Annotated in this window: 6 protein-coding genes and 1 rRNA gene; 5 read left to right on the top strand and 2 right to left on the bottom strand. The window is 62.8% G+C overall.

Annotated elements, in window-relative coordinates:
• Positions 1-15 precede the first annotated feature (15 nt).
• The 4 genes from rrf (at position 16) to GQ56_RS0138695 (ending at position 1622) form a co-directional block, all read left to right on the top strand.
• Positions 16-128: ribosomal RNA gene (gene rrf / locus GQ56_RS0138710) — 5S ribosomal RNA — on the top strand.
• A gap of 245 nt (positions 129-373) precedes the next feature.
• The gene (gene cueR, locus GQ56_RS0138705; RefSeq protein WP_031403731.1) at positions 374-778 is read left to right on the top strand and encodes a Cu(I)-responsive transcriptional regulator; all 405 of its coding nucleotides are present in this window, start codon (positions 374-376) and stop codon (positions 776-778) included.
• Between the two features lie 214 nt (positions 779-992).
• Positions 993-1139, top strand: coding sequence for a DUF3563 family protein (locus tag GQ56_RS42735; protein WP_072445473.1), 147 nt, complete (start codon positions 993-995; stop codon positions 1137-1139).
• Positions 1140-1253: 114 nt separating this feature from the next.
• Positions 1254-1622 carry a hypothetical protein gene (locus GQ56_RS0138695; protein WP_031403730.1) on the top strand — a complete coding sequence of 123 codons (369 nt, stop codon included), beginning with the start codon at positions 1254-1256 and terminating at the stop codon, positions 1620-1622.
• Between the two features lie 16 nt (positions 1623-1638).
• Here the strand turns inward: GQ56_RS0138695 and GQ56_RS0138690 are convergent, their stop codons facing one another.
• Together GQ56_RS0138690 and GQ56_RS0138685 are read right to left on the bottom strand one after the other, a co-directional pair.
• Positions 1639-2484: a 23S rRNA (adenine(2030)-N(6))-methyltransferase RlmJ gene (locus tag GQ56_RS0138690; protein ID WP_031403729.1), complete on the bottom strand. Its 846-nt coding sequence runs from the start codon at positions 2482-2484 to the stop codon at positions 1639-1641.
• Between the two features lie 112 nt (positions 2485-2596).
• Positions 2597-3568, bottom strand: coding sequence for a potassium channel beta subunit family protein (locus GQ56_RS0138685; protein WP_031403728.1), 972 nt, complete (start codon positions 3566-3568; stop codon positions 2597-2599).
• A gap of 164 nt (positions 3569-3732) precedes the next feature.
• Between GQ56_RS0138685 and GQ56_RS0138680 the strand changes: the two genes are divergently transcribed.
• On the top strand, positions 3733-3900 hold a 168-nt coding region (locus GQ56_RS0138680; protein ID WP_031403727.1), incomplete at its 3' end, for an SDR family NAD(P)-dependent oxidoreductase.

Here is a 3900-nt window from a genome sequence, read left to right as displayed (position 1 = left end):
CAACAACCCTCTTTGCCTGATGACCATAGCGAGTCGGTCCCACCCCTTCCCATCCCGAACAGGACCGTGAAACGACTCTACGCCGATGATAGTGCGGATTCCCGTGTGAAAGTAGGTAATCGTCAGGCTCCCTAAGCCAAGAACCCCCGCCCGAAAGGCGGGGGTTTTTGCATTTCCGGCGGCGGAAATGCGAGTGAAGCCGGATCGGGCAGTGTGCCTTCCTTCAGCGCATCCGGCCGGCACTGGCCAGGTCGTCCCGTTCCATGCCTTGCCGGGAGCGAATCCACGCAATTTGGTACGATCGAAATGCCGTCGGCGATTGCATCCGTCGACGTTCGTGATCGGAACCAGGGTTTGACGGAGAGGGCGGGGAATGAACATCGGCGACGCGTCGCGCGAATCCGGAGTCAGTGCAAAAATGATCCGGTACTACGAACAGGTCGGTCTTCTCGCGCCGAGCAAGCGTACCGACGCCGGTTACCGGATCTACGGCGCAGACGAAATCCATACGCTTCGCTTTATCCGGCAGGCGCGACGGCTCGGCTTTCTCGTCGAAGACATCCGCAAACTGCTGATGCTCTGGCAAGACCGCTCGCGCGCCAGCGCCGAAGTGAAGTCGATCGCCCTCGAGCACGTGGCTGAACTCGACAAGCGCATTGCGGAGTTGAGCGACATGCGCGATACGCTGGCAGACCTTGCCACGCACTGCCATGGGGACGACCGGCCGGAATGCCCGATCTTGGCGCGTCTGGCGAACCCCATCAATGAACCAAATTAGTGCGTGCCCTCGAGCGCCGAAACAGGCTTCGATGCATTTCCCATGAAAATCAAGAGGTTACGACCGCCTCACGTGACTCCATTCCAAACAGGAATAGCTTCCATGCAAGTATTTCACTAGCATCTTGGTGCGGCGTCGCTATAATTCGGGATAACCCTATACGGGAAATCCCTGAATCTCGATTCACCAGGGTTCCCCCTCCTTGGAGAACGTCATGATCGCCTACATCGTCGAAAAGCTGAGCAACTGGTTTGAATCCGCAGAACGTGAGCGCCGTGAGGCTTACCTCGCTACGTCGTCGGACATCGTCCAGCTCGAGCACCGTATCCGTTCGCTCGAAACCAACGGCTACTCGCTGTAATCGGAGTCACCGTCAGGTGCCATGTGGCGCCGAACGATAAGCAAGCCCCGTATTGACGGGGCTTTGTTTTTTTGTGCGCCGGATCTGGCGGAATCGCCGATGCGGCGCTATGGTATGGGCCTGCTTTTCATTCGGAAGGACACGATCATGCGTTTGCGTCTCGATGTGCGTCGAATTGCCCGCGCGCGCCTCGCTCTGGGCGCGGCGGTGCTTGTCCACGGCCTCGCGGCGAGCGCCGCGACGGCGTCCAAGCCGCTGATTCTCGATACGCAACGAGGTATCCAGGACGGCAAGGGCGGGCTGGTGCTGCAGACGGCGCCGCTATCCAGCGCACCGATCGTTGAGCCGGCGGGCATGCGGGCACCGGCCGGGCAAGCGCCGAACACGTCGGTCCCGCTGTTCGTCGCGCCGTATATCAATGTTCCCGCCTGGGGCGCACCGCCAGCCAACCAGCCGCGGCTTGCGCCGAGGCCGCAGCCGTAACGCACGGGCTGCCCGATCAGTTTCCGCGGTGCTCGATCTGACAGCGGGCGCCGCTGTCCTGTCCCAGCATCTCGACGAGATAGGGCAGTGCTTCGTTCATGCTCTGGGCGAGCGTATAGGGCGGATTCAGAATGAACATCCCGCTGCCATAGAGGCCCAGCCCGTCCGTCGGCGGATTCGACACGGTCAGCGTCAGGTGCAGCCAGTTGTTCGGCTGCAGGCGTTTCAACTGCTCGGGAAAGCGTTGCGATTCCGTCCGGGTGACCTGCGGGTACCAGACTGCATAGCAGCCCGTCGCGAAACGCTTCAGACATTCCGTCACGCAGCTGATCGTACGTGCGTAATCCTTCTTGTCCTCGTATGAAGGATCGATCAGCACGAGTGCGCGTCGCGGCGGCGGCGGCAGCAGCGCCTTGATGCCTTCGAAACCGTCGCCGGCGAAGATCATCGCACGTCGCCCCGCGTCGCGGAAATTGTGGCGCAGCACGTCGATTTCCGTCGTGTGCATTTCGAACAGACGCATGCGGTCCTGCTCGCGCATCGATCGCCAGGCGATGTACGGGGAGCCCGGGTAGAAGCGCAATTCGCCGTCGTCGTTCAGCGCACGGACTTCGTCCACATAGTCGCCCAGGACGTCCGGCAGGTTCTTTTCATTCCACAGTCGGCCGATGCCGGTGTCGAATTCCGACGTCTTGGCGGCGTAGCCGTCGCGCAGCGAGTACACGCCGGCGCCTGCGTGCGTGTCGATGTACCAGTACGACTTGTCTTTCTTGTTCAGGTGGCGCAGCAGCTGGACGACGACGGCGTGCTTGAGCACGTCCGCGTGGTTGCCTGCGTGAAAACCGTGACGATAACTGAGCATGGCTGGCTGCCTGAAACGAAAGGTGAATCGATGAACGCGCCCGCTCGTACACGGCGGTCAGGCCGGGTGCCGATGCGGGCCGCGTATTGTACGCGAGTGGCCGCAAGCCGCCTTACTCGTATGCGGCGCCGACCACCTCCTCGATCCGTTGCTTCACGTCCGGCGTCAGCTTCTCGGCGACGTCGAGCGCACGCATGTTGTCGCCGATCTGCTCGATCCGCGACGCGCCGGTGATGACCGAACTCACGCGCGGATTCGCGAGCACCCACGCGATTGCGAGCTGGCCCGTGCTGCAGCCGAGCTCGGCCGCGATTTTGCCGAGCTGCTCCACGATGTCGTTGGCAGCCTGATCGGTCAATCGGTCGCGCATCCAGTCGTAACCCTGCAACTGCGCGCGGCTGCCGGGCGGCACGCCGTTGCGGTACTTGCCGGTGAGCAGGCCCGACGCCAACGGGCTCCAGGTCGTGAGGCCGAGGCCGTAGTCGTCGTAGAGGCGCGCATATTCCTGTTCGACCCGCATACGGTGGAACAGGTTGTATTGCGGCTGCTCGACAACCGGCTTGTGCAGGTGATGCCGTTCGGCGATCTCGATCGCGGCGCGAATTTCGTCGGCGCTCCATTCCGACGTGCCCCAGTACAGCGCCTTGCCGCGCGCGATCATGTCGCTCATCGCCCAGACGGTTTCCTCGATCGGCGTGTTCGGATCCGGGCGATGGCAGTAGACGAGGTCGACATAGTCGAGCTGCAACCGGCGCAACGAGCCGTCGATCGCGTTCAGCAGGTATTTGCGGTTCAGCGTGTGATACTGGTTCGGCGCTTCCGCAAGCCCCCAGAAGAACTTCGTGGACACGATATAGCTGATGCGCGGCCAGTCGAGCGACTTGAGCGCCTCGCCCATGATTTCCTCGGATTTGCCGCCGGCGTAGACCTCGGCGTTGTCGAAGAAATTGACGCCCGCGTCGCGCGCCGCGGCGAGGCATTCGCGCGCCGCCCGCTGATCGACCTGGTTGCCGTACGTGACCCACGAGCCGAGCGAAAGTGCGCTGATCTGCAGGCCGGAGCGGCCCAGCCGACGGTAGTGCATGCGAACCTCCTGCGTGACTGGAACGACCTTAAGCTTAGACGTTTTGCACGCGAAGCGCGGGGCCGATCGTGCACAATGACGGCTGGCCCGCCGCTCAGGTCGCGCGATGCATGCGGATGCGGCGGGAGTGTGCTTTATCGATCCGATATCGGGAGGAGACGGACATGGCAGCAGATCTGAACGGCAAGACCGCAGTCGTCACGGGCGCCGCAAGCGGCATCGGCAAGGAAATCGCCCTCGAGCTCGCGAAGGCGGGCGCGGCGGTGGCGATCGCCGACCTGAACCAGGACGGCGCGAACGCGGTCGCCGACGAGATCGTCAAGGCGGGCGGC

It is taken from the genome of Burkholderia paludis, from assembly GCF_000732615.1.
GTDB classification, from domain to species: domain Bacteria; phylum Pseudomonadota; class Gammaproteobacteria; order Burkholderiales; family Burkholderiaceae; genus Burkholderia; species Burkholderia paludis.
This window is presented reverse-complemented; position numbering and strand designations above follow the sequence as displayed.

Coding starts and splice junctions, on each gene's coding strand:
- GQ56_RS0138690 (WP_031403729.1), bottom strand. CDS start 2,484: ATGCTCAGTTATCGTCACGGTTTTCACGCAGGCAACCACGCGGACGTG.
- cueR (WP_031403731.1), top strand. CDS start 374: ATGAACATCGGCGACGCGTCGCGCGAATCCGGAGTCAGTGCAAAAATG.
- GQ56_RS0138685 (WP_031403728.1), bottom strand. CDS start 3,568: ATGCACTACCGTCGGCTGGGCCGCTCCGGCCTGCAGATCAGCGCACTT.
- GQ56_RS42735 (WP_072445473.1), top strand. CDS start 993: ATGATCGCCTACATCGTCGAAAAGCTGAGCAACTGGTTTGAATCCGCA.
- GQ56_RS0138695 (WP_031403730.1), top strand. CDS start 1,254: ATGGGCCTGCTTTTCATTCGGAAGGACACGATCATGCGTTTGCGTCTC.